Raw genomic sequence first — 24,123 nt, 5'->3', positions numbered from 1 at the left:
CCTAGCACGACTTTTCCGCCAGCCGACAATCGCTCCTGGGTCCAATCCCCCGGGGCACCCGGGACCCGCAGGGGGGCTACGGCCGGTAGGCCACCCGGTAGATGACGCCGCCGGTGTCATCCCCCAGGAGCACCGAGCCATCCTTCGCCTGCGCCACCCCGGCCAGCCGGGCGAAGTGGGCGCGGCCGCCCTCGAGCAGGAAGCCCGAGACGACGTCGCTGAAGCCCGTGGGCTGCCCGTTCTCGAAACTGACGCGTACCAGCTTGTAGCCCGTGGCGGGCTTGCGGTTCCAGGAGCCGCGCATGGCGACGAAGGCATCCCCCTGGTACTCGGGAGGAAACTGGGTGCCCGTGTAGAACACCATGCCGATGGGGGCGCTGTGCGCCTGGTAGTCCAGCACCGAGGGCTCGGAGCGCTGGGCGTACTCCTGCTTGGTCATGTTCTTGGGCTTGTCGATGACCGGGTCCTCGTTCTGCTTCCCGTACGCGTAGGGCCACCCGTAGTCCTTGCCCGGCAGCAGCCGGTTGAGCTCCTCGGGGGGAATGTCGTCGCCCCGGTGGTCACTGCCGTGGTCAAAGCCCCAGAACTCGCCCGTCTGCGGCTGCCAGCCGAAGCCGATGGTGTTGCGCAGCCCCTTGGCGAAGACTTCCCGGCCCGAGCCATCCAGGTTCATCCGCAGCATCGTGGCGTGCTCGGGGTTCGTCTCGGCGCACGCGTTGCAGCTGCTGCCGACCGAGACGTAGAGCTTGCCGTCGGGCCCCACCGCCATCGTGCGGTTGGCGTGCTGTCCCCCGTCGGGCAGCCCGCTGGCAATCCGCCTGCGGGGCCCCCAGGAGCCATCCGCCTGGACATCGGCGGCATACAGCTCGGTGGGGGTGGCCACGTAGGCGATGCCCTCGTGCAGGGTGATGCCGTGCACGTTCTCCAGGCCGGAGAGCACGGGGAGCGGCGCCTCGGCGCGCCCGTCCCCATCGCCGTCGTGCAGCCGCACCACGTCGCCCTTCTTGGGGCGCGTGACATAGACGGCGCCGTCCGGGGCCACGGCCATCATCCGGGGGTCGCCCAGGTCCTGGGCGAACACGGACACCTGGAAGCCAGGGGCCACCGTCAGCCGCTGGAGCAGGTCCGGCGTGAAGGGGAGCAGCTCCGGCCGCAGGGTGTTGCTGATGGCGGTGTCCTCCTGCGGGTTGCCCTCCCCGGGGACCTCGGTCTTCGGCGGCAAGAGGGTGCTGGGGTCGGAATCCGAGCTGCAGGCGGCCACGGAGGCCACCAGCAGCAGCGCACGCCCACGGCGGAAAGAGACAGTCCTCATCAAAGAGCTCCCGGAACGGCGGGTGGTGTGCCCCCTATCGCCGCTCGGGGCGCCCGGAGCCACCGCCGTGCCCAGATGTCATGTGGTGGAGAACACTCGGCCTGTGGCTGGTGGCGGTCTGGTGAACACTTAAGATGGCGCCATGACCGTCAGCGCCAACCCGCTCCTGTCCGACCGCGATGTCGACTTCCAGCTCTACGAGGTGCTCGATGCGCCGGCGCTCTGCGCCCTGCCCGCCTTCGCCGAGCACTCGCGCGAGACGTTCGGGCTGGTGCTCGGCAACGTGCGCCGCTTCGCCCGGGAGGTGCTCTTTCCCACCTACCGGATGATGGATGCCGAGCCCCCCGTCTTCCGGGACGGCCGCGTCCATACCCACCCGCTCCTGCGCACGCTCTACCCGCAGCTGGTGGAGCTGGGGCTGCTCACGGCCTCGCGCCCCCCCGAGGTGGGCGGGCAGCAGCTCCCGCTCACGCTCTACTCCATGGCCTCCGCGTACCTCATGGCGGCCAACCTCAGCGCCTACGCCTACGTGGGGCTCACCATCGGCGCGGCGCACCTCCTCGAGGCCTTCGGCACGCCCTGGCTGCGCGAGCAGTTCATGACGCCCCTGTACCAGGGCGAGTGGACGGGCACCATGGCCCTCACCGAGCCCCAGGCGGGCAGCAGCCTCGGGGACGTGAAGGCGCGCGCCACGCCGGCGGCGGATGGCAGCTACCGCATCTCCGGCTCCAAGATTTTCATCAGCGGCGGGGACCATGACTTCGCCCCCAACGTGGTGCACCTGACGCTGGCGCGCATCGACGGGGCCCCGCCGGGCACGCGCGGCATCTCCCTGTTCGCCGTGCCCTCGCGCCGCCCGGAAGGTGGCCGGCTGGTGGACAACGACGTGCGGGTGGCCGGCGTCATCCACAAGATTGGCTGGCGCGGCATGCCGAGCCTCGCGCTCAACTACGGCGAGGAGGGGGACTGTCACGGCTGGCTCGTGGGCCCGGAGCACCGGGGCCTCGCCTGCATGTTCCAGATGATGAACGAGGCACGCATCATGGTGGGCCTCAACGGCGTGGCCACCGCCTCCGTGGCGTACCACGAGGCGCTCGCGTACGCGCGCACCCGCCCGCAGGGGCGCGCCGCCGGGGCCAAGGACGGCCAGCACCAGACGCCCATCATCGAGCACGCGGATGTGCGGCGCATGCTGCTGCGCCAGAAGGCCATCGTGGAGGGCGGCCTGTCGCTGCTGGCCGCCACCTCGCTCCAGGCGGACCTCGCGGCGCACGCGCCGGACGAGGAGACCCGGAAGCGCGCCGGGCTGCTCTTGGATTTGCTCACCCCGGTGGCAAAAACATTCCCCGCCGAGAAGGGCTTCGAGGCCAACGTCCTCTCGCTCCAGGTGCATGGGGGCTACGGCTATTCGAGCGAGTACCTGCCGGAGGCCTGGCTGAGGGACCAGAAGCTCAACAGCATCCACGAGGGCACCACGGGCATCCAGGGCCTGGACTTGCTGGGGCGCAAGGCGGTGGCGGGCGGGGGCGCGGCGCTCCAGGCCTTCTCGGACGAGGTGCTCTCCACCGTGGCGCGCGCCCGCCAGGCCGGCGTCCCAGGGCCCTGGTGCGCGGCGCTGGAGGCCTCGCTGGAGTCGGTGCTGGAGCTAACGATGGCCCTGGGGGCCATGGGCATGGCGGGCGAGGTGGAGACGATGCTCCGCCACAGCGCGGACTACATGGATCTGTTCTCCATCCTCGCGGTGGCTTGGCGCTGGCTGGCGCAGGCGGCGGCGGCCCGCGAGGGGCTCGCCCGCGGCGGAGAAAGCCAGGAATTCTATGAAGGCAAGCTGCGCGCGGCGCAGTACTGGTTTGCCACCGAGGTGCCGCGCATCAAGGTCCTGGTGAAGCTGTGCAGCTCGGGCGAGGACTCGTACACGGGCATGCGTCCTGAGTGGTTCTAAACGGCGGAGCCGGGTAGAGAAGAAGTGTGTCCGTCTCGTTCCACCTCTGTCAGCCCGGCCGGGGCGCCTCCTGTGGCGCCTGCTGCGGCCTCTATAACTTCCGCGACCACTCGCGAGCGGCCCTGACCGAACGCCTGGCCGAGCAGACCCAGCATTTCCGCCACACCCCGAAGGAGCCCGCCGCCTGGCGGGGGGCTGCCCGGCAGCTCGTCGAGTCCCGGCGGGAGGCGCCCCTGTTCCCCGCCGTGCGCGTCTGTCCCCTGCTCGGGTTCCTGGATGAAGGGCAGCGGCAGGTGGGGTGCCTGGGGCACCCCAAGGCCACGGGCGGGGTGGATCTGCGCGACTGCGGCGTCTACCGCTCCTCCATCTGCGAGACGTTCACCTGCCCCTCCTTCAGCTGGCTCACCGATGAGCAGGCCCGGCTCGTCCTGGCCGCGTGCGCGGACTGGTACCTCTATGGGCTCGTCATCACGGATGTGGAGTTCGTGCGCGGCTGCCTGCGCCTCATCGAGCGGGAGCTGGGGGGCCCGGCGAAGCCCGAGGCCGTGATGGCCAAGCCCGCGGCGCTCGAGGCCATGCGGCGCCTGTTCGCCTTGAAGGAGACGGCGCCGGAGCGCGGCGAGCACGCCCCCATCTTCGGCCGCTTCACGCCCGACACGGAAGGAGAGCCCACCTCCCGCACGCTCAACTACGCCCGCCTGGGCGTGCGGGCCTCGCCCGAGGACGATGTGGTGCTGTGCCTGGGCTACATGCCGGCCGATGCCCAGGAGCTCACCGCGGCGCGCGAGCGCGTGCGGCTCCACGTCCGGGCCGTGTCCCGCGCGCTCTCGGACTGACGCGTGGACAACCTCACGCACGGATTGATGGGGCTGGCCCTCGGGGCCCTGCGGCGGCCGGACGCGAACGGCGCGCCGCTGTCCGCCACGGACAAGGCCGTGCTGCTCGGGTGCGTGCTGGCCGCGGAGCTGCCGGACCTGGACAACCTGCTGCCCTCGGAGAACTCCGTCGTGCACGCGCTCCAGGCGCACCGGGGGCTCTCGCACGCCCTGGTGTTCACCCCCGTCATCGCCGCGGCGGCCACGCTCGTGGCCAAGGCCGTCTTCCGCCCGGCCCGCGTGGGCCCCGTGTTCCTCTACAGCCTGGGCTCGGTGCTGTTCGCGCACCTGCTGGCCGACCTGTGGACGGGCTGGGGCACGCGCGTGCTGTTGCCCTTCTCCCGGGAGCGCTGGACGCTCGACTGGTCGATGGTGGTGGACCCGTGGGTGACGCTGCCGCTGCTCGCGGGGGCGCTCTGGGCGTGGCGCCGGCGGGCCCAGTGGCGGCGGGCCCTGGTGCTGGGGCTGGTGGGCGCGGCGGCGTACCTGGGCCTGCGCGTCTCGTTCCAGGCCGCCCTGGGCCACCGGGTGCGCGGCACCTGGCCCGGCGCGGAGCAGGTGCAGGTCTTCCCCGCCTGGCTGTCGCTCACCACCTGGCGCTACGTGGTGGTGCTGCCCGGCGAGTACGTCACCGGCACCGTCGCCCTGGGCGAGCCGCCGCACGAGCAGCGCCGCTGGCCGAGGCCCGGCCCTGGGGCCGTGCCCGAGTCCGCGCGGAACCTCGCCACCGTGCGCGAGGCGCTGGCCTGGGCCCGCTTTCCCCTCGTCTCCACCCTGCGCCGGCCCGGGGGCGGCACGGAGCTGCGCATCGGTGACTTGCGCTACCACCTGGGCGGGGAGCCCACGCTCCAGTTCATCCTGGAGTTGGATGCCCAGGGCGCGCTGAGCACCGCCCGGCTGGACCGGGGCGGAAGCGCCGCCTCCCTGCTTCGCCGCTGGCGGGCGCCGGAGCCCGTTCCGCCCACTCCGGAGGGCTGAATTCTCCAGCAGGGCGCCCTACCTCCCACAGGAGGGAAAAACCCTTCCCACCGGCTGTCCACCAGTCCGCACTCTCCCGGCACCCGGGACGGGAGCGGCCCAGGCACGCTGCTTGCTCCTTGCCGCGATCACGGCATTTCACACAGGGAGAGCAAGCATGGGGCGTCGGGCGTGGATGGGAGTGATTGGCGTGTGCGCATTGCTGACGGGCTGCCAGGGGCGCGATCGCGCGGAACCGGCCGCCACGGCCTCCGCGAGGACCCCGGCCCCCACCCGGCCGGCGGCCACGCCGTCCTCGGAGCAGACGGCCAGCCCGTCCAACCCAGTGGTCGTGGCTCAGCCACCGGCCTCCACGGTGGGCCGCACGACGGTGCCCGGCGCGGCGCCGGGCCTGGTGACGTCCACGGCCCCGCGGGCCGCACCGGCCCCGGGAACCCAGGCGGCCCCCGAGGCCCAAGAGGGCCGGGTGATGATCGGCTCGGAGGCCATCCAGGCGAACGAGGATGAGGACTGGTACAAGGGCGCGGCCCGCGCGGCGCAGGCCTTCCAGGAGAACAACTCCCAGCCGCTGGAGCAGGTCGTCATCGCCACGGGCAGCGTGGACGGGAAGATCAGCCGCGTGAGCCAGGGCACCGTGCACGTGCGCGACCCGGAGGGCAACGTGTACCAGCTGCGCATCGACAAGAAGAGCCGGGGCCTGCGCCAGGGCCAGCGCGTGCCCCTGAAGGAGCTGGACGAGGGCACGCCGGTGCGCGCCTCGTTTGATCTCGTCGGGGGCGGCAGCATCGCCCGCGACATTGAGGTCCGCCGCTAGCACTCCCCTGAGACATTGGGCGCGCAGGGGCTTGGCACGCTCCTGCGTGTGGAGGTCAGGGGGGAAGTGCTAAGGAGAGGCCGGTGGACCCTTGCGGAGCGGGTCCCAGACGTACTCTTCCGTGGGGATGAGTTTCACGTTTGTGAAGCCGTGCTGCTTGACGAACTCAGCGCAGCGCTCGGAAATGAGAATGCTGCCCTGCTTGCCACGAGGGCGGAACACGTCCTCGCCCTGCCAAGTTCCCACATCCAGGGCGAAGCCATGAACAGAGTCCATCCCGGTAGAGAGGCACTCGGGACATGTCACCGGTCCTGATCGGCGGATGCGACTGCGCGCCTCATCCACGGCACCCTGGCCGAGGCAGGCAGTGACAGCAAAGTAGCGAGGCACGACAGCCGGATGGGAGCCCTTGCGTTTCCTGCGGACTCCCACAACCTCGACGGGGGCGAACCCCAAAAGCCCAGTCAGCCCTTCCGTCCGGAATGCTTCCACCATTCGTTCAGAGAGGAGGAAGCTGTTACCACCCGCTCCATCGGCGAAGTCCCCCAGGTCTTTGCCATACAATTCCAGGGTGACACGGTAGGGTGGCAACCACTCCTTCATGCCGATGGGATCGCCACATTTGGGGCAATGGGGGGCATTGCCACGGTTGATGGGCTCAACCCTGTCAAACTGAGTGTCATGAACTCCCCCTACATCAGCCTCAAGCACGAAGAAGCGCGGATCAGATGGCAGGTCCGAAGCCACGGGGGAACCTCTTGATCATGTCTGGGCGTTTGTAGATCTCGCGTAAGAACGCTTCAAACTGTTCTGGCTTCGCCTTGTTGTTGGCCCTGAGCCACTTGATGACCTCCAGGTCCACATCGCGGTGCCAGTGCTGGTAGCCGCAGTGTGACTCTTTGTTCTTCGCCTTGGCCACGTAGCGCTCATCCCTTGGCTCGTAAAGTCCGCTGAGGGTTTCATGATCCTTCAGCTTCTCGGCGATAGGCCTGGAGATGACGTGATGATTTTGCCCCTCGCAGTTGGGGGGCTCAGGCGTGGCTTCTCCTATGGCTTCGGCAGCTTCGGCAAACTCGGCGTCCTCTTTTGCTTGGGCTTCTTCTTTAAGCCTCGCCGTTCCGGCTTGCGTCGTCCCATAGACCGTCTTCACGCTGTTGAGGACTTCAGCAATTCTCGTTGGGCTGACCATACAGCGGTTGGCTGCGGACAGAGGATCCCTCAAAATACAGCAGCTCTCTGTGTCCCAGCATGAGATTTGAGCCAGGTAGATGGGCTGGCCTGGGTCAGCGAACTGGCCCGCGGTGGAATGCGCCCCTGAGGCGCACCCCGTAGTGAGGCCTGCGAGCACCAGCAACCAGAGAAGGAGCGTCCACCGCGTGTTTTTCATCCGAGCTATCATCGGGACATCGAGGACACCGTCAGCGTGGCGAGCACCTGGTCCAGCGCCGCGTAGTTCTGGCTGAGGCCCGTCTCCATGTCCGAGCCTAGCATCCCGTCGCGATCCTCCTGGGTATGAAACAGCGACACCGAGACGATCCGCGTCTGGCCGTTGCCCAGGTCTTCCAGCGTCGTCGTCTCGACGCACACGTGGCCGGGCATGCCGTCCCACTCGAAGGTCCGGACGATGCGCTCGGGGGCCGTCACCTCGCGGAACCGGCCCTCGAAGCCATGCGCGCCATCGGCGGCGTGCTCGACGAAGCGCCAATCGAGAAGGCCTCGGCCAGCTCGCTGATCGACCCGTCCTGCCGCCCGAGCCGTTCGAGGATTCCCCGGCGGGTAGCGTCCGACAGCGCGGCAAAGGCCGCGTCGAGGCCCGAAGAACACTGAAACATATGGTTCAGTCATAACCCGCCGGGGAAAAAGGCAAGGGCTCCGGCAAGGGCGTTTGCTTGAACGCCTTCACCGGAACCCGTGCCCTGCGCACTTCAGGACGCCGTCAGTACGTGCCCTTCATCGTCACGTTGGTGTACGCGCTGTAGCTGAACGAGCAGGCCAGGTAGAGGCCTCCCACCGGCCGGGGGAGCGTGCACGCATCGTGGTTGCCCTTGTTCGACGACTTGCACAGGTAGCGGTGCGTCGTCGGCTGCTCCTGGTATTGGATGTAGAGATCCGCGTCGCCCGAGGTGCGGGCGCCGCCCGTCTGCGAGAACACCACCCGCGGCAGGGAATCCGGAACCTGGAGCGTCCAACACGTCCACGTCCGGGCCGCGCCGCCATAGGCCACCGAGCTCACCCCATTGAGCAGCACATTCGTGCCCCCCTGGAAGTTGCTGTAGCGGCCCGTCACCGTCACGCCCGTGAAGCTCGAGTAGGCGAACACCGTCACGTACCAGTCCCCCGCCGCCGGCTCCGCGATGACGCACTCCTCCGCGGTGGAGGGGCCTTCGGACTTGCAGTCATAGCTGCCCATGTCCCCCGCCGCGCCCCGCTTCACATACAGGTCCAGGTCCCCCGAGCCGCCGCTCGTCACGAACGACAGGCTCGCCTGCCCCGGGGGCACCGTCAGCTTGTAGAACCGGCTCGAGCCCTCGGCCGTGGCCACGCCACTCACGGGGATGCCGTTGCTGAGCACCACCGCCTCCGGGGGAGGCTCCACCACGCCGCTCACCCCCACCGCCGCCCACGCATCCGTCACCGCGCCCTTGTCCTCAGGATAGAACTGCTCCGCCTTCTGCTCCGTGCAGAGCTTCGCCGCGGCGAAGTTGGAGGAGGCGGTCATGCAGTTCGCGTTGGCCTCGTAGAAGAGCTTCCCCGCCTTCTGCACGCCGATGCCCGCGACCTGAACGGACGTCTTGCCGCGCGGGTGCGCGCCGCCGGTGGCCAGCAGCTTGAAGGCCAGGTTGGCGATGCCCGAGTTCGAGTGCACCCCGCCGTAGTCCGCCGAGCCCCGGTAGCGCTCGGGGTAGTAGTCCTTCGAGGAGCCATCCTGCGTGGGGTTGCCCATGTACCGGAGCGCATCGCCCGGGGTGGCCGGCGTCCAGACGTCCTCGCCGATGAGCCACACGTCCGCGTCGGTGGCCCAGCCGCGCGTCCAGCTCTCGCAGTAGGCGGAGAAGATGTCGCTCCAGCCCTCATTCAGCGCGCCGGGCTCGTTGGAGTAGATGAGGTTCGAGTCGGCCTCGGTCACCGCGTGGGTCAGCTCGTGCACGGTGACGTCCAGGTCCTTGCCCAGCTCGGTGGACATCTCCCCATCCCCGTCCCCGTACACCATCTGGCTGCCGTTCCAGTACGCGTTGACGTACCCGTTCCCGTCCTCGGAGTAGTGGACGGAGCTCTTGAGCGGGGCGCCCTCGCCGTCATGGGAGTCCCGGCCGAAGTTCTCCTGGTAGCACTGGTAGGTCTTCCCCAGCTGCTCGTAGTTCATGTCCACGTGGGCATCCTGCGTGGCCGTGCCCCCCTCGGCGCGCTTGAGCGTGCCCGGCAGCTGGTAGCCGTTGTTGGCGCTGTACACCGCGCGGCTGAGCGCCGTGTGGACGCGCGCATCCCGCAGGGCGATGTCCCCCGTCATCGCGTTCACGTAGACCCGGTCATCCACCGGCAGCCCGTCCTTCACGCCCGTCACCCGCACCGCGTACGCCAGCACGAGCTGCCCGTCCTCGCCCCGCGCGTAGACGAGCCCCCCGCTCCGCGCGTCCATCCGCCGCGCCCCCGTGGCCCGCCGCGCCGCCACCACCGCCGCCTCCTCCGCGAGGCTGGGCTGCGCGGCCGCCAGCTCCCGGGAGCCTCCCCGCGCCGAGCTGTGGACCGCGTAGGCCTTCCCTTCCGCATCCAGGAAGAGGAGGAGCTCCGCGCCCACCACCTCGCGGCCATTCAGCCGCTGGCCATAGCGCAGGTACTGGTGGCCCTGCCCGTCCCGCGAGATGCGCCGGAGGGAGAGCGCCTCCGGGCTCAGGCGGAACACCGGGGCCACCTGGCGCAGCACCTCCTGGACGCCCTCGTGGGCCTCCTGAAGGCTCAGGGCCTTCCCCGCGCGCGAGGCCTGGCCGAAGTCGCCCTGGATGAACGCGGGCACCCGGTCCTCGTGCGTGGCGAGCACCCGCACCCGCTTCAGCGCCTGCATCGCGGCCTGGACATCCGCCCGCGTGTCCTTCTCTCCGGGAGAGGCCGTTACCGCCGCTCCCCGCTCCCCGTCCCCACACGCTCCGGACACCACGCCCAACCACGCCATGCAGAATGCACTCAGAATCTTCCTTCTCACCGTGCAACCTCCCCCCAGGAACCGCGCGATGGTTGTGACACGTGAGCGAAGACACGGGCAATTACCCCTACCAGTGAACAGTAAAATTTCACCCTCATGGCAAGCCGCCAGAGAACAGTCCCGGGATTGCCGAAGGCTTCCGGGCGCTTACGCTTTCTGGAACTGCCCACCGGAATTCGCCCTGGGGGGCACCGCGTTTCGAGGCGGCATGAAAGCCTGGGCGGTGCGAGGGGCCCTCCTGGTGGGAGCCCTGCTGACATTGGAGTCCTGCAGTGGCCCGGCCGTGCGCCCCTCGGAGCCCCCGGCGCCGCAGCCCGAGCTGCTCACCGCGCCCCGCGTGGCGCGGCTCATTCCCAGCCATGTGAAGGACCGGCCCGCCTGGGCCCAGGCCGTGCTGGAGGCGCTGGAGGCGCAGAAGGTGCCCCCCACCGTGGAGCCCACGTGCCAGGTGCTCGCCGTCATCGAGCAGGAGTCCGGCTTCCTGGCCAACCCCACGGTGAAAGACTTGCCGCGCATCATCCGCCGGCGCCTGGACGCGTACGCCGGGAAGCTGGGCATGGTGGGCCGGAGCGCGCTGGGAGCGCTGCTCGCGCTCAAGGCGCCCGGCCAGAAGCTCTCCTTCGAGAAGCGCCTGAAGACGCTGAAGACGGAGAAGGACCTGGACCAGTTCTTCCACGAGCTGCTGGAGGCCTACGAGCGCCACTACCCGGCGCTCTACAGCGCGGCGGACCTGGCCAGCGAGCTGTTCACCTCGAAGCGGCTCGCGGAGCTCAACCCCATCACCACCGCCGGCTCCATGCAGGTGAGCGTGCGCTACGCGGTGGAGCAGGACGACGGCGAGCACTCCGAGCAGGAGGTGCGCGCCTCGCTGTACACCCGCGGCGGCGGGGTGCGCCACGGCACCTCACGGCTGCTCGGCTACAGCGCCGGCTATGCGCAGCCGCTCTACCGCTTCGCGGACTACAACGCGGGCTTCTACGCCTCGCGCAACGCGGCGCTCCAGGCGCAGCTCGGCCGGCTCACCGGCAAGAAGCTCGTCCTGGACGGAGACCTCCTCCTTTATAATGACCAGGGCGAGCCCCGGGACGAGGACAGCCAGACGCTCTCCGCGCTGCTCCTGTTCCGCAAGCGCCACGCGCCCAAGCTGAGCGAGCGCCAGCTCCGCAAGGACGTGCGCAAGGAGAAGGAGGCCGCCTTCGAGAAGACCGAGACGTGGCGCGCCCTCAAGAGCACCTACGCGCGGGTGACGGGCGAGACGCCCGCCTACGCGCGCCTGCCCCAGGTGACGCTCCAGAGCCCGAAGCTGAGCCGGGAGCGCACCACGGCGTGGTTCGCCCAGTCCGTGGACCGGCGCTACCAGCGCTGCCTGGCCCACCACCGCACCCCGGGGCCGTAGCGGGCCGCGCCGGCCGTCAGGGCTTGGCGGCGGGCGGCGAGAAGCCCTTGTCGGAGAGCTTCATCTCCGTCACCGGCCCGTACTTGCGCGCCACCTCCCGGATGGCGGAGGCCTTGCCGATGAGCACCACGGTCAGGTCCTCCGGCCGGGGGAGCACGCGCTGGATGGCCGCGAGCACGCGCTCCCGGGTGGCGCCCTGCACCGCGTCCGCGTAGCCATCCACGTCGCTCGCGTCGAGCCCGTAGAAGGCCAGCTCCGCGAGCTTCGAGGCCACGCGGCCCCCCGTCTCCAGCGTGGGCGGGAACTGGCCCAGGGCGTAGGCCTTGGCGGAGGCCAGCATCGCCGCGTCCATGCCGCCCTCGCGGTACCGGCCGAGAATCTGGAGCGACAGGTCGATGGCCTGGGCCGTGGACTCGCTCTTCGTGTAGGAGCTGAGCACCACCGCGCCGGGCTGCGTGTCGCGCAGCACCAGGGAGTTGGCGCCGTAGGTCAGCCCGGACTTGACGCGCAGCTCCGTGTTGAGCAGCGAGGTGAAGCGCCCGCCCAGCACCGTGTTGGCCAGCCCCACGTCCACGCGGGCCGGATCACTCCGGGCAATGCCCGTGTTGCCGAGCCAGAAGTACGTCTGCGTGGCGTCCGGCTTGTCGACGAGCAGCACGCGCCGGCCCTTCGCCGCCGGGGAGGCGGGGGCCACCGGCGCCGCGGTGCCCGCCCGGGCCCACCCACCCAGCGCGGCCTTCAGCCGGGCGGAGAGCTGCTTCGTGTCGAAGTCGCCCACCACCGCGAGGAGGAGGCGGTCCCCGCCGAGCTGGGCCTTGGCGTACGCCAGCACGTCCTCGCGCCGGAGCGTGGCCACCGAGGCCTCGCTGCCGTTCGGCGGCCGCGCGTAGGGGTGGCCCGCGAAGTGGAAGGCGTGGAAGTACGAGCCGATAAGCAGGCGCGGATCCCCGTCCTTCGCGGCGGCCAGCTCGCTCGCCATCCGCTCCCGCGCCTTGTCGAACTCGGCGGCCTCGAAGCGCGGGCGCATCAGCAGGTCCGACAGCAGCTCCACCATCAGCGCGGAGTCCTTCGCCAGGAACTGGCCATCCACCTGCAAGGCCTCGCGCGCCGAGGTGACGGTGAGCAGCCCGCCCGCCCCGTCCACCGCCTCCGCGAAGGCCTGGGCGTCGCGCGCGCCCGCGCCCTTCTGGAGCAGCTCGCCGGTGAGCGCCGCCAGCCCCTCCTTGCCCACGGGGTCTCCCAGGCTTCCGCCGCGCAGCCAGGCGCTGAAGGAGATGAGGGGAATCCCGCGCTTCTCGACGAGGAGCACCCGGGCGCCGTTCTTCAGCTCCAGCACCGTCGCCTTCGGCAGCTTCACGCCCTGCCCCAGCGCCGGGGTGGCCACGAGCAGCACCGCCAGCACGACCCTGCCCAGCCACGTCCTCATGGTGTTGCCCCCTGCTGCTCTGAACCCGCCTGCTCCGCCGCGCCGTCCGTGGGCACGAGCACCCCCACCGTGCGGTGGTCCCGGACGAAGAGGCGCGCGGCCAGCTTGCGCACCTGCTCGCGCGTCACCTGCTCGTAGCGGGCGGGCGCCTCGAAGAGCTTGCGCCAGTCGCCCTGGAACACCTCGTAGCTGCCCAGGAGCTGGGCCCGCGAGCTGTTGGTCTCCAGGCCCCGCCAGAAGTCCGCGACGGTCTTGTTCTTCGCCTTGCGCAGCTCCGCCTCGGTGACGCCCTGCTGGACGAGCTTCGCCAGCTCCGCGTCCAGCAGCGCCTCCACGCGCGCCACGTCCCCGCCCGGCGGCAGGTCCACCAGAATCCAGACGAGCGACGGATCCACCGAGGGGCCGAAGTGGCTCGCCACGTGGAGCGCCACCTGCTCCTCCTCCACCAGCTTGCGGTGGAGCCGCGAGGAGTCCCCTTCCGTGAGCAGGCTCACCAGCATCTCCAGGGCGGGCGCATCCGGATCGGCCGCGGCCAGCCCGTGCCAGGCCATCTGGAGCAGCGGCGCCTGGGCCATCCGGCGCACCGTCACCCGGCGCTCGCCCTGCTGCACGGGCTCCTTCGTGCGCACCGGCTCGGGCGCGGGCTGCGAGGGGAGGGGCCCGAGGAACTTCTCCGCCAGGGCGAACACTTCCGCCGGGGTGACGGCGCCCACCGCCACGAGCGTGGCGTTGTTGGGGGCGTAGTACGTCTGGAAGTAGCGCCGCAGGTCCTCCATCCGCCAGGACTCGATGTCCGAGGGCCAGCCGATGACGGGGAACTGGTACGGGTGCGCCACGAAGGCGGTGGCCTGCACCTGCTCCGCGAGCGAGCCCGTGTGGTCATTGTCCACCGACGAGCGCCGCTCCGAGTAGACGACGCCGCGCTCGCTCTCGATGACCTTGGGGTCGAAGGCGAGGTGGGCCAGCCGGTCCGCCTCCAGGTCGAAGATGGTCTCCAGCGCGGTGCGGGGAAACCAGTCCTGGTACACGGTGACGTCCTCGGAGGTGTAGGCGTTGTTGCTGCCGCCCGCGGCCTCCATGACGCGGTCGAACTCACCGGGCCCGTACTTCTTCGCGCCGTTGAACATCATGTGCTCGAAGAAGTGGGACAGGCCGGTGATGCCGGGGTGCTCGTTGCGGCTGCCCACCCGGAACCAGTTGAAGAGCGCCACCGTGGGCAGATCCGGATCCGGCCAGACGATGACCTTCAGCCCGTTCTTCAACGTCCGCGCCTCGACTTCAGCGCCCGGCCGGGCCGCTTCCGCCTTGCCCTTCCGGGGCTGCGCTCCGGCCGTTCCGGCCAGGAGCACTGCCGCTCCCACCCCAAGCCACTTCTGAGCCCACATCCGCCCTGCCTCCACGTGCCCGCGCTCTCGATGGCGGACAGGGCACATCTTCCCGGAAAGGGGGGCGCCTGTCTTGGGCTTCAGGCGCCGGGCGTGAAGCGCAGCAGGTCCATGAGCTGCTCCGGGCTGAGCGCGGCGGCCCCATCCGCCTCGGACAGCAGGCTCAGGGCCAGCTCCCGCTTCTCCGCGTGCAGCGCGAGGATGGCCTCCTCGATGGTGCCCTCGGACACCAGCCGCGACACCGTCACCGGCCGCGTCTGCCCGATGCGGTACGCCCGGTCCGTGGCCTGGTCCTCCACGGCGGGGTTCCACCAGGGGTCCAGGTGGAGGACATGGTCGGCCGCGGTGAGGTTCAGCCCCGTCCCCCCCGCCTTGAGCGAGATGAGGAAGACATCCCCCTCGCCGCGCTGGAACGCCTCCACCTGCGCCTGGCGCTCGGACTCGGGCGTCTGTCCATCCAGGTATTTGCACGTGATGCCCCGGGCCTCCAGCGCCTCGCGGGCGAACTCCAGGAGCCGGACGAACTGGCTGAAGATGAGCGCCCGGCTGCCCTCGGCGCGCAGCACCTCCACGCGCTCCACCATGCGCTCCAGCTTCGAGGAGGACAGCGGCGAGTCCTCGTCCCAGAGCTTCGGGTGGCACGCGAGCAGCCGCAGCCGGGTGAGCGCCGCCAGCACCATGAAGCGCTTGTCCTTCTCCGTGCGGGACTCCAGTTGCAGGAGCGCCGCCACGCGGGCGGCCTCGTAGAGCTGGCGCTCCCCCTCGGACAGGACGACGGACACCACGGTCTCGATGCGCGGGGGCAGCTCGCGCGCCACCTCCGCCTTGGTGCGGCGCAGCAGGAAGGGGCGGATGATGCGCGAGAGCGCGGCCCGGGCCTCCCGGTTTCCCTCCCGCTCGATGGGCGCCGCGAAGCGCTTGCGGAACACCTCCCGGCCGCCGAGGAGCCCGGGAAAGACGATGCGGAACAGGCTCCACAGCTCCGAGAGCCGGTTCTCCACGGGCGTGCCGGAGAGCGCGATCCTCGCGTCCGCCTGGAGCTCTTGGAGCGCCTGGGCCCGGGCGGAGTCCGGATTCTTCGCGGCCTGGGCCTCGTCCACCACGAGGGTGGCAAAGGGCACGCCGGCGAAGCGCTCGGCGTCGCGCACGAGCAGCCCATAGCTGACGAGCAGCACATCCCCCGCCTTCAGACCCGTGAGCAGCCGCTCGCGGTCCGCATCCCGGTAGGACTTCACCCGCAGGGAGGGGGCGAAGCGCTCCGCCTCCCGGGCCCAGTTGAAACACACCGACGTGGGGGCCACCACCAGCGCCGGGCCCTCCTTGGCGCGGTGCAGCAGCAGGGTGAGCGTCTGCAAAGTCTTTCCGAGCCCCATGTCGTCGGCGAGGCACCCGCCCCCGCCCCACTCCGCGAGCCGCGCCATCCACGTGAAGCCCTCGCGCTGGTAGTCCCGCAGCTCCGCCTTCAAGGCCGGGGGAACGGGGAACTCCATCTCCTGGGCCCTGCGAACCCGCGTGGCGAGCTTGCGCCAGTCGAGGGGCGCGTGCACCTCCACCCCTGCCTCGGCCAGAGCGTCCAGCACGGGCGCGGCGGCCGCGCTGACCTCCAGGCCCTCGCGGGTGGGGTGGACGAGATCCGCCAGGGGGGCCAGCCGGTCGCGCAAGGACTGGGAGAGCCGCAGGAAGCGCCCCTTGCCCAAGGGCACGAAGCGCCGGTGGTTCAGCACGGCCTCCAGCAACGGCGCCAGCTCCACCGCCAGCCCCTCCACGTTCACGGAGCCCTCCAGCCCAAACCAATGGCGCTTCTTCCGCACCTCGACTTTCAGCCCCTCGGCATCCGGGGCGTTCGACACCTTCCAAGGCGTATGTGCCCACTCGAGCCGGAGCGAGGAGCCCGTGAGCGGCTCCAGGCGCTCCAGGAAGTCCAGCGCCGCCTCCGAGCCCTCCAGCACGAACCCGGGGGCAGCCCCGTCCACCGGAAGCCCGAGACGCTCCCGCAGCCCCCGGGCCTCCGCGTGCTCCGCCTCCAGGTCCCGGTGAGTCATCACCCGCTCCCCGGCCCGCAGCCCCCGGATCACCGGAGGACCTTCCCCCGGAGGCCACGGGGGCGCCTCGGGCAAGGGCCGCACGAGGAGCTTGCCCTCCAGCTGATCCTCTTTCCCGGCCGCGAGCCGCAGCAGGAACCCGGGCGTGGGCGGCACGGCGCGGGCTTCCAGGGACTCGGGGAGGCTCACGGGGAAAGCGGCCTCGAACCGGGAGAGGTGACGCAAGAGCTCCGGCCGCGCCTGGGCGGGAAGCCGGGTGCCATACTCCCGCAGCGTGGCGAGCAGGCCCTGCGCGCCGGGCAGAATGGACACCAGGGTGAGGCGCGGCACGAGGGGCTCGGCCAGCATCCAGGGCCACTGGCCCTCATGGCCCGCGGGCGGCGGCAACAGCTCCTGGGCGTTGATGACGGTGCCCTCGATGGCGGGGTGAACGGAGAACCCCTCTTCGGCCTCCGCGAAGGTGAAGCCCAGGGGGGCCTCGCGCACCACCAGGGGCGCATCGAGCCGGGGCGGAAGGAACAGATGCTCACCGGGGGCCAGCAACCGGATCGCGCGCAGCAAGAGCGCATACCCTTCGGTGAAGCGGGGCAGCCGGGAGAGCACCCCGCACAACTCCAGGGCTTCCCCCTCCTCGGGAGAGGAGAGGGCCGCGCGCACCTCGGGCGCATCCGCCCACTTCACGGAGGTCCCCGAGGAGAAGCCGCCCTTCTTGAGGCGGCGCTGGAGGTAGGGCTGCAATCGGGGCTCGCCCAGCTTGAGCCCTTCCAGCCGGAAGGCGATGCGGTGGGTCTGCCCGGCCGTTTCGAAGGAAGGCTCCGCGGAGACCTTCTCGATGGCTCCCAGGAGCTGGCGGGCCGGCTCGACGAAGAGCAGCTCCGCCAGCCGCGTGTTGCGCGCCGCCGCTTCCGGATCCGAGAGCGAGCCCAGCAAGGCGTCCAGGGCCGAGAGGGCATGGACACAGCACGCCGCCGCCTGATCCGGCATGCACCAGCAGGTGAGGCCCGCCCGGCCTTCGAGCAGGGCGCGCGGATCCACGGAGACACGCATCTTGGGGACAAACCCCATCGAACTCCAGGAAGCCTCTGGGACACGGCGAGGCTCTTCCACATAGAGCCGGAGGGGCCGCTCATGAAAGGTCACGGTAGAAGGATTCGACAGAAGACGCGGAACGGCCTGTGCGCGCACGCGCGCACGCTCCTGCGCCAGGACTTGCCGCCACGGCTCCAACCGCGCATCCGTGAGGGGCGGAGGAGGCGCACCGGCCTGCTCCCGCTCATGCTCCAGGCCCAGGCGGACGCGGCGGGCTTCCAGGTCCAGCCACTTCCAGGCGGCCTCCACCAGGAGCGCCTGCTGCAGGCTCCCCTGAGCGCGGCGGCTCAAGTCCAACGTGCCATCCAGGACCGCCGTGATGGGCAGGTGCCCCAGTTCCAAGAGCCACTGTGGACCGCGAAAGTTCGAGGGGAGCAGGGGCAACACCCCAGACACGGACTCGCGGCGGGCGTGGGTGACCTGATGGGTCTCCAGCCAGGCCTCGATGGCCTTGGGGGTGCGAGGCCGCCCGGTCTTCGCGGGAGGCGCCTCGGCGGCCTCTGCCGGAGGCTGCCGGGACGACAGGAAGGCGAGCCCCAGCGCCACGATGTGCTTGCAGATGCCGTGGCTCCAGAACGCCGTGCATTCACACTCGCAGGAGAGGCCATCCGCATCGGTGGAGAGGATCACCTCCTGCGGCTTGCCGTGCCGGTTCAAGACCTTGCCGTGCAGTTCCTCCCCGGCGGCCTCGTACGAGACAACGCGCCGCTGGGCGAGGCAGAGCTCCCCGCGCTTGAACGTGCGGGGCCCCGCGGCCTCCTGCAGCATTCCATGGGTCAACCAATCCAACGGGGGTGTCGAGGTCTTCTCAGGCGAAGAGGATGAAACGGACATGATGTGATTTCTGGAAAGAGGGCGATGAACACCGAAGGCGGCCCGGCGCGGCCAGCAGCCTCAAGAACGGAAGAGACCCGCCTGATCCATCTGGGCCAGGAGGCCGCGCCTCCGGGCGTTCTGCTCTCGCAAGAGCTGGATCCTGCGGGTGAACGCCTCTTCGGTTCCACGGCGGCGGGCCACCTCCTTCAGGTCCGCGAGGAGCTGAACCCCAGCGCCGTGCTCCGTATGACTCCGGGAGGAGAACCGCTGAGCCACCTGCTTCCAGGCGTCCTCTTCGCGCGCCGCGAGCGCCTCCAGCCGCCGCGTCCAAGCCGCGGCGTGCGCCTGCTCCACACGCCGCCGCCGCCGTCCTCCGAGGACCTCGGCCTCCCGCCGCAACGCCTCCACCGTTCTCCGGGCCCCGGGTTCCTGGGCCGGCGCGGTACCGCGAGTGGCCTTCTGGAACCGCCGGAGCAATTCCCGCCCCAGATGCGGCTCCTGCCCTTCCATGGCTCGCACCAACAGCGTGTTCTTCTCGGCGAGGGGCAGATCCTTCACCCAGACTTCCAGCGCCTGCCTCGGCGCGCGGGGCGCCAACGGCGGACTGGCTTGAGCCGCCGCTTCAAGCACGTCCGGAGGAATGAGCAGGAAATCCGCCAGCGCGGCCTGTGCGCTGCTCAAGGAGCGCAGACCTGGGGGAATGGGCGGAGCCTCTGCCTCCTCGGGGGCCTCCTCGTCCCGGATGCCCGCCAGCCACCCGAGGTAAAGACAGCGCAAGTCCCCAGAGAGTAGCTCCTCGCGCAAAGGCAACAAGGACGCGAGCCATTTCTCGCCCTCCACATCCTCGCCGTTTTCGTCATCGGCCTTGAAAGTCACGATGACCCACGGGCCCTTCTTCCTCAGGGACAGACTCTTGTCCGTCAGGTAGGGGAGGGCGTCCCCCAGCTCGAAACCCTTCCGGGGCAAGCGCAGCATCAGGGTTCTGCCCCAGTTCGCCATGTACAGGTGGGCGTCGAAGTACTGCTCCATCATCCGGGCTGGAGAGCCCTTGAAGTTTCCCCAATGGTAGACATTGGTGAACTGATATTCGGTGATCTCCGCGCGCGTCGAGAGCTTCCGCAACTCGCGCTGCTCTTGAGGCGTGAGCGGGCGATCCACGGCCCGGAACTCGTAGTATTGGTACTCGCTCATGCGGTGCTCAGGCGTGGTAGATGTCCTCCAGCACGAGCCGGTGGTAGTTCGTGCTGAAGAGGGAAAAGGCGAAGGTTCTCGCTGAACGGCGAAGGCGGCTGACCACCGCCTCGAACTCGGCCTGGCTCACCTCACACAAGGACAGGTAGAGGCGCGAGGCGGCCTGGAGATAGGAGAACAGCGGATGGGCATCTTCGCCGTCCGGCTTGCGCCGGAGCCGCCGGTAGATCCGCTCGAACTCCTTGTCCCGCTCCGGCCGCCCCAACGCACTGCAGTAGTCCGCGGCGGTGGCCTCCAGAAGGGTGAAGAAGGGCTCGTACTCGGGGGGAGGCGCGAAGGAGAAGTCCGGCGGCACCCGGGAGCCTTTCCAGAGCTGGGAAATGGTGCGCAGGGGGACCCAGACCGCCTGATCCTCCCCGTCCAGGATGGGCACGGGCCAATCCTGCGACAGCGGGAGGATGCGCCCCTGCTCGCCCAGCACGATGGCCACCCGGAGCAGTTCCGGGGAGGCGGTATCGATGCCCGCCCGCTCCAACATGGTGATGACCTTTGGCTCCATGACCTACCCCATGACGTTGGGTCTCTGGCATCCAACCTAATGCATCGGGTCGCACCGTGCCAGAATCTAGGCGCCGGCCAAGCGAGGCTCCCTCCTTCCCGTTAGGTAGGCAACCTGTGGCCCTACCTAACGAAGCTCACGGGGCTGTCTTCGGGGAACGTCCTGAGTCGCAGCCCTGCCCGCTCCGCTCGTGACATCAGCGCCGTATCACCAAGATACTTGGCGATTTCGCCAACAGTCTTGGCAATATCGCCAAGAAAATTGGTAGACTTGTGTCATGCTCGAAGAGGGTTCTCGGATCTTCGGTACTTCCACCCGGACGGCGGTGCTCGTAGCCATCCGTCTGCTCGAAGAGACCTATCCCAGCGAGTTGGCGGCTCTGCTTGGAGTACGCCCTTACACCGTCCAATCCATTCTGGCGTCGCTCGAGCCGGAGGCGATCATCGTCAGCCGGTTGATGGGACGAACCCGTACGGTCTCCCTGAACCCTCGGTACTTCGCGCACGCTGAACTCAGCGCGCTGCTTTGGAAACTCGGAACGCACGACATGGACCTTCAGGCCAAACTCGCCGCGCGACGGCGTCGCCCCCGCCGCGCTGGCAAGCCGGGGCTCTTGTGATCGGGCCTACGTCGTCGCTCACGGACGTTGCCTTCGCCGTGTGCACAGCACTGGATCGCCAAGGCTTCCACGCAGTGCTCACTGGCGGAAGCGCGGCGACCTACTATGCGCCGGAGGCGTACCAATCAGGAGACCTCGACTTCGTGATCACCCTCAAAGGAACGGGAGGCGAAGCGGCGCTGGCTGCGCTCGGCTTCACCAGGAAGGGAGACTTCTACCGTCACCCACTCTCACACTTCCTTTTGGAGTTTCCGAACGGGCCGCTGGCGGTGGGTGACGACTTGATCAAGAACTGGAGCACCGTTCGCCGCGACGGCGAGGTGCTGTACGTCCTGTCGCCCACCGACTCATGCCGTGACCGGCTCGCGTCCTTTCTCTTCTGGAACGACTTCAGCGGCCTGGAACAGGCGATCGCCGTCTTCCACGCACGGGCCCATGAGGTGGACCTGAACGTCATCGAGGACTGGTGCCGGCGCGAGGGTCACAGCAAGAAGTTCGGCTTGTTCGCGTCACGCATTGGCGTCTCGACCTGACCATTCCAATAGACCGTGCTCTGAACCAGAAGGAGCGCACGTGGGGACTGGCTGCTTCGAGGGCAGCTTGAGACAGGCGAGAGTTGAAGGGCACGCCGTTGTTTTGCTCACGGCGCTCTGCGGGCAAAAAGAAAGGGCCTTGAACCGGAGTCCAAGGCCCTGAAATCTCTTCGACTTTCTGTGCCCAGGGGCGGAATCGAACCACCGACACGGGGATTTTCAGTCCCCTGCTCTACCGACTGAGCTACCTGGGCGAACGGCCGCTGCGAGAAGCAGCGCCGATTTACGAGGACTCCTCGGTCCCGTCAAGCCCGTTCTCGCGCTTCTGCGCCCGCCCCCCTTTTTCCGCCTGCCCGCCTGCTCTCCACCCCTGCCCGGGCGGAAGCCGCATACTCCCGGGTGTCCGGCCCCCTCTCCGGACATAACAGGGAGCCCCCTTTGGCGAGGTTCGTGTGAGCTGGCTCAACTACCACCACCTCCTCTATTTCTGGACCGTGGCCCGCGCGGGCTCCCTCGCCAAGGCCGGTGAGGAACTCCACCTCGCCCAGCCCACCATCAGCAGCCAGATCAAGCTCCTCGAGGAGTCCCTCGGCCACAAGCTCTTCGAGCGCCAGGGCCGCAAGCTCGTCCTCACCGACGTGGGCCGCACCGTCATGCGCTACGCCGATGAAATCTTCCGGCTCGGCAACGAGCTGAAGAACGTCGTCGGTGGCCTCCCCCCCGGCCAGCAGCTCCGCCTCCAGGTCGGCGTCGCCGACGTCCTCCCCAAGGTCGTCGCCGAGCGCCTCCTCCAGCCCGCCCTCGACGCCGGCCCCCTGCGCCTCGTGTGCCGCGAGGGCCCCCTGCCCCAGCTCCTCTCCGCGCTCGCCCTGCACGAGCTGGATGTCGTGCTCGCCGACGCCCCCAGCACCGACCCCGTCAGCGTCCGGACCTTCAACCACCTGCTGGGCAAGTGCGGCGTCTCCTTCTTCGCGGCCGCCCCCCACGCCTATCTGCGCAAGGACTTCCCCCGCTCCCTGGAGGGCGCCCCCGTGCTCCTCTCCTCGGAGACCAGCTCCATCCGCCAGGCCCTGGACCGGTGGTTCGAAGTCCAGGGGGTCCACCCCGCCGTCGCCGGGGACTTCGACGACAGCGCCCTGCTCATGGCCTTCGGCCAGCGGGGGCTCGGCGTCTTCGCCATGCCCTCCGTCATCGAGGCCGAGGTGGTCCGCCAGTTCGACGTGTCCGTCGTCGGCCGTACCCAGGAGGTGGAGACCTGCTTCTACGCCATCACCGTCGAGCGCAAGCTGCGCCACCCCGCCGTCGTCGCCATTGCCGAGGCCGCCCGCTCCAGCCTCTTCGGCACTTGAGCCCTCAGGCCCGGAAGACCTCGGCCCCCGCCACCACGGTGGCCAGCACCTTCGCCTCCCACAGCGCCGCCGCGGGCCCCTCCACCGGATCCACCGAGAGCGCCACGAAGTCCGCGTCCATCCCCGGCATCAACCGGCCGCGCCGCCCTTCCGCGAACGAGGCCCACGCGGGCCCCACCGTGAAGCCCTCCAGGGCCTCCTCGGCCGTGAGCCGCTCGTGGGGCCACCAGCCGCCCTCGGGCTGGCCCGCCGCGTCCTGCCGCGTCCGCGCCGCGTACAGCCCCGCCAGTACGTCCGGGTTCTCGATGGGAAAGTCGCTACCCAACGCCAGGCACGCCCCCGCGTCCTTCAGGCTCCGCCAGGCGTAGGCCCCCGCGAGCCGCTCCCGCCCGAGCCGCGTCTCCGCCCAGCCCATGTCGCTCGTGGCGTGCGTGGGCTGCACGCTGGCCACCAGCCCCGCCGCCCCCAGCCGCTGGATGTCCTCCCGCCGGAGAATCTGTGCGTGCTCCACCCGGTGGCGCAGCCCCCGCGTCCCCGTCTCCTGCGCGCACTTGATCAGCACGTCCACCACCAGCGTGTTCGCCCGGTCGCCGATGGCGTGGATGCACACCTGGAAGCCCCGCGACATGAAGGCCCGCGCCCGCGCTTCCAGCTCCTCGGGGGAGAGCAGCAGCAGGCCCCGCTGCCCCGGCTCGTCGCTGTAATCCTCGTGCAGCGCCGCCCCGCGCGAGCCGAGCGCCCCGTCCGCCAGCAGCTTCGCCCCGCGCATCGTCAGCATCCGCCCCTCGTGGGGGCCGTTCTCCAGGTACGCGTGGCGCTCCGGGCCCTGGCCCGCCGCCATCGCGTACACCCGCAGCGGCAGGTGCCCCGCCGCGTCCCACTCCCGCAGCTTCCGGAAGGACTCCCAGTCCATCCCCGCGTCGTGCACCCCCGTCAGCCCCACCTGCGCACAGCGCTCCAGCGCCACGCGCAGCCGCATCTCCCGCTGCGCATCCGTAGGCTCGGGGAGCACCGCGCTCACCAGGTCCATCGCGTTGTCGATGAGCACCCCGGTGGGCTCGCCCGCCGCGTCCCGGACAATGCGCCCGCCGTCCGGATCCACCGTCCCCCGGCCGATGCCCGCGCGCCGCAGCGCCTCACCATTCACCCAGAAGGCATGGTGGTCCACCCGCATGAGGCACACGGGCGTGGAGGGAAAGCGCGCGTCCAGCTCCGCCCGGCCCGGAAACACCCGCCCCGGCCAGGCGTTCTGGTCCCAGCCCTTGCCCAGCAGCCAGTCTCCCTGGAAGCAGGTGTCCGGCGCGGCCCCCAACCGGCGCACCCCTTCTTCCACCGAGCCCGCCCCCTCCAGCCGCGCCGTCGTCAGGCTGAGCCCCAGGCCCGCGATGTGCGCGTGGGCATCCACCAGGCCGGGCACGAGGATGGCGGCGCCCAGATCCACCTCCCGGGCCCCCGCCCCCGCGGCCGCCTGCACCTCGGCGCGCGAGCCCACCGCGAGCACCTTGTCTCCGCGCACCGCCAGGGCCTCGGCCAACGGCCGGGCCGCATCCAGGGTCCGCACCCGCTCCGCGACGTAGATGGTCGTTTTCACGGGGCGCA

The 24,123-nt window shown here is 70.0% G+C and carries 19 protein-coding genes and 1 tRNA gene; 8 read left to right on the top strand and 12 right to left on the bottom strand.

Features of this window, described 5'->3' with window-relative positions; genetic code table 11:
* Positions 1–76: 76 nt before the first annotated feature.
* Complete coding sequence (locus KY661_RS01015; RefSeq protein ID WP_225408391.1) at positions 77–1,312, bottom strand: PQQ-dependent sugar dehydrogenase; 1,236 nt, start codon at positions 1,310–1,312, stop codon at positions 77–79.
* A gap of 142 nt (positions 1,313–1,454) precedes the next feature.
* Here KY661_RS01015 and KY661_RS01010 point away from each other — a divergent pair, with 142 nt between their 5' ends.
* The 4 genes from KY661_RS01010 to KY661_RS00995 all read left to right on the top strand — a co-directional run bounded on the left by KY661_RS01010 (position 1,455) and on the right by KY661_RS00995 (position 5,921).
* Positions 1,455–3,254: an acyl-CoA dehydrogenase gene (locus tag KY661_RS01010; protein WP_225408390.1), complete on the top strand. Its 1,800-nt coding sequence runs from the start codon at positions 1,455–1,457 to the stop codon at positions 3,252–3,254.
* A gap of 26 nt (positions 3,255–3,280) precedes the next feature.
* Positions 3,281–4,090, top strand: a complete 810-nt coding sequence (locus KY661_RS01005; RefSeq protein ID WP_225408389.1) for a hypothetical protein — start codon at positions 3,281–3,283, stop codon at positions 4,088–4,090.
* Between the two features lie 3 nt (positions 4,091–4,093).
* The gene (locus tag KY661_RS01000) at positions 4,094–5,107 is read left to right on the top strand and encodes a metal-dependent hydrolase (protein ID WP_225408388.1); all 1,014 of its coding nucleotides are present in this window, start codon (positions 4,094–4,096) and stop codon (positions 5,105–5,107) included.
* 157 nt (positions 5,108–5,264) lie between these two features.
* Positions 5,265–5,921, top strand: a complete 657-nt coding sequence (locus tag KY661_RS00995) for a hypothetical protein (RefSeq protein ID WP_225408387.1) — start codon at positions 5,265–5,267, stop codon at positions 5,919–5,921.
* Positions 5,922–5,990: 69 nt separating this feature from the next.
* On the opposite strand, the gene KY661_RS00990 is transcribed toward KY661_RS00995, so the two are convergent.
* The 4 genes from KY661_RS00990 to KY661_RS00970 all read right to left on the bottom strand — a co-directional run bounded on the left by KY661_RS00990 (position 5,991) and on the right by KY661_RS00970 (position 10,089).
* Entirely contained in the window at positions 5,991–6,668 is a 678-nt protein-coding gene (locus KY661_RS00990; RefSeq protein WP_225408386.1) for an imm11 family protein, read from the bottom strand.
* Entirely contained in the window at positions 6,646–7,071 is a 426-nt protein-coding gene (locus KY661_RS00985) for a Wall-associated protein precursor (protein ID WP_225408385.1), read from the bottom strand. The genes KY661_RS00990 and KY661_RS00985 overlap by 23 nt, the downstream gene beginning before the upstream one ends.
* Positions 7,072–7,316: 245 nt before the next feature.
* Complete coding sequence (locus KY661_RS37500) at positions 7,317–7,766, bottom strand: SRPBCC domain-containing protein (protein ID WP_317987199.1); 450 nt, start codon at positions 7,764–7,766, stop codon at positions 7,317–7,319.
* 91 nt (positions 7,767–7,857) lie between these two features.
* A complete protein-coding gene (locus KY661_RS00970) occupies positions 7,858–10,089 on the bottom strand; it encodes a M4 family metallopeptidase (protein ID WP_263436603.1) in 2,232 nt (743 codons plus the stop codon).
* A gap of 238 nt (positions 10,090–10,327) precedes the next feature.
* Here KY661_RS00970 and KY661_RS00965 point away from each other — a divergent pair, with 238 nt between their 5' ends.
* Positions 10,328–11,515 (top strand): DUF1615 family protein, encoded by a 1,188-nt coding sequence (locus KY661_RS00965; RefSeq protein ID WP_225408384.1) that lies wholly within the window; start codon positions 10,328–10,330, stop codon positions 11,513–11,515.
* A 16-nt stretch (positions 11,516–11,531) separates the two neighbouring features.
* Here KY661_RS00965 and KY661_RS00960 read toward each other — a convergent pair whose 3' ends face one another.
* The 5 genes from KY661_RS00960 to KY661_RS00935 all read right to left on the bottom strand — a co-directional run bounded on the left by KY661_RS00960 (position 11,532) and on the right by KY661_RS00935 (position 20,023).
* Entirely contained in the window at positions 11,532–12,941 is a 1,410-nt protein-coding gene (locus KY661_RS00960) for a M16 family metallopeptidase (protein ID WP_225408383.1), read from the bottom strand.
* Entirely contained in the window at positions 12,938–14,326 is a 1,389-nt protein-coding gene (locus KY661_RS00955; RefSeq protein WP_225408382.1) for a M16 family metallopeptidase, read from the bottom strand. The genes KY661_RS00960 and KY661_RS00955 overlap by 4 nt, the downstream gene beginning before the upstream one ends.
* Positions 14,327–14,406: 80 nt before the next feature.
* Complete coding sequence (locus KY661_RS37135; RefSeq protein ID WP_263436602.1) at positions 14,407–18,225, bottom strand: DEAD/DEAH box helicase; 3,819 nt, start codon at positions 18,223–18,225, stop codon at positions 14,407–14,409.
* 126 nt (positions 18,226–18,351) lie between these two features.
* Positions 18,352–19,464 carry a hypothetical protein gene (locus tag KY661_RS00940; RefSeq protein WP_225408381.1) on the bottom strand — a complete coding sequence of 371 codons (1,113 nt, stop codon included), beginning with the start codon at positions 19,462–19,464 and terminating at the stop codon, positions 18,352–18,354.
* A gap of 7 nt (positions 19,465–19,471) precedes the next feature.
* Positions 19,472–20,023 carry a hypothetical protein gene (locus KY661_RS00935; RefSeq protein WP_225408380.1) on the bottom strand — a complete coding sequence of 184 codons (552 nt, stop codon included), beginning with the start codon at positions 20,021–20,023 and terminating at the stop codon, positions 19,472–19,474.
* A gap of 277 nt (positions 20,024–20,300) precedes the next feature.
* Here KY661_RS00935 and KY661_RS00930 point away from each other — a divergent pair, with 277 nt between their 5' ends.
* Together KY661_RS00930 and KY661_RS00925 are read left to right on the top strand one after the other, a co-directional pair.
* Positions 20,301–20,642, top strand: a complete 342-nt coding sequence (locus KY661_RS00930; RefSeq protein WP_225408379.1) for a helix-turn-helix domain-containing protein — start codon at positions 20,301–20,303, stop codon at positions 20,640–20,642.
* A 143-nt stretch (positions 20,643–20,785) separates the two neighbouring features.
* The gene (locus KY661_RS00925) at positions 20,786–21,175 is read left to right on the top strand and encodes a hypothetical protein (RefSeq protein WP_225408378.1); all 390 of its coding nucleotides are present in this window, start codon (positions 20,786–20,788) and stop codon (positions 21,173–21,175) included.
* Between the two features lie 181 nt (positions 21,176–21,356).
* Here the strand turns inward: KY661_RS00925 and KY661_RS00920 are convergent.
* Positions 21,357–21,429, bottom strand: a tRNA-Phe gene (locus KY661_RS00920).
* 198 nt (positions 21,430–21,627) lie between these two features.
* Between KY661_RS00920 and nhaR the strand changes: the two genes are divergently transcribed.
* Positions 21,628–22,524, top strand: a complete 897-nt coding sequence (nhaR, locus tag KY661_RS00915) for a transcriptional activator NhaR (RefSeq protein ID WP_225408377.1) — start codon at positions 21,628–21,630, stop codon at positions 22,522–22,524.
* A gap of 4 nt (positions 22,525–22,528) precedes the next feature.
* Here the strand turns inward: nhaR and KY661_RS00910 are convergent, their stop codons facing one another.
* Positions 22,529–24,115, bottom strand: a complete 1,587-nt coding sequence (locus KY661_RS00910) for an amidohydrolase (protein ID WP_225408376.1) — start codon at positions 24,113–24,115, stop codon at positions 22,529–22,531.
* Between the last annotated feature and the right edge of the window lie 8 nt (positions 24,116–24,123).

It is taken from the genome of Allostigmatella hybrida (genome assembly GCF_020103775.1).
GTDB lineage: Bacteria > Myxococcota > Myxococcia > Myxococcales > Myxococcaceae > Hyalangium > Hyalangium aurantiaca.
The sequence above is the reverse complement of the archived record's forward strand: the minus strand, read 5'-3'. Positions and strand labels throughout refer to the sequence as shown.